A 610-nucleotide genomic window follows, 5' to 3' on the forward strand; every position below is an offset into this window, starting at 1 on the left:
CTGCGGGAACTCGCCCGATGCACACGGGTGCTGGCCACCACCGTGGGCCCCTATGTGCTCCACGGCGAGGGGCTGGTGGCCGCCTGCGCCGACAGCGGCACGGACTATCTGGACCTGTGCGGCGAGCCCGAGTTCGTCGACCTGGTGTACGTCCGGCACGACACACGCGCGCGGGAGACGGGGGCGCGGCTGGTGCACGCCTGCGGATTCGACTCCGTCCCGCACGACCTGGGCGTGTACTTCACCGTCCGGCAGCTGCCGGAGGGCGTGCCGCTGACCGTGGACGGATTCGTCCGGGCGGACGGCGCCCTTTCGGGCGGAACGCTCGCCTCGGCCCTCAACCAGTTCGCACGCCCGCTGCGGATGCGGGCCGCCGCGCGGGACCGGGCGCGGCACGAGCCGCGGACGCCGGGCAGACGGGCGTCCACCCCGGCGGGCGCGCCCCGCTTCGCCGGGGAGGTCGGCGCCTGGGTGCTGCCCCTGCCGACCGTCGATCCGCAGATCGTGCGGCGCTCCGCACGCATGCTGGAGCGCTACGGCCCCGACTTCCGCTACCGCCACTACGCGGCCGTCCGGCATCTGCCCGTCGCCGTCGGAGGCGTCGCGGCCG

General features: G+C 75.6%; 1 protein-coding gene. It reads left to right on the plus strand.

All coding sequences use genetic code 11. The annotated features are described in order from the left end of the window. Positions 1-610, plus strand: a 610-nt coding sequence (locus CCN35_RS27170) for a saccharopine dehydrogenase family protein (RefSeq protein ID WP_483883432.1), incomplete at both ends; no start/stop codon positions are given.

It is taken from the genome of Streptomyces thermovulgaris (assembly GCF_002155915.1).
Lineage (GTDB): Bacteria > Actinomycetota > Actinomycetes > Streptomycetales > Streptomycetaceae > Streptomyces > Streptomyces thermovulgaris.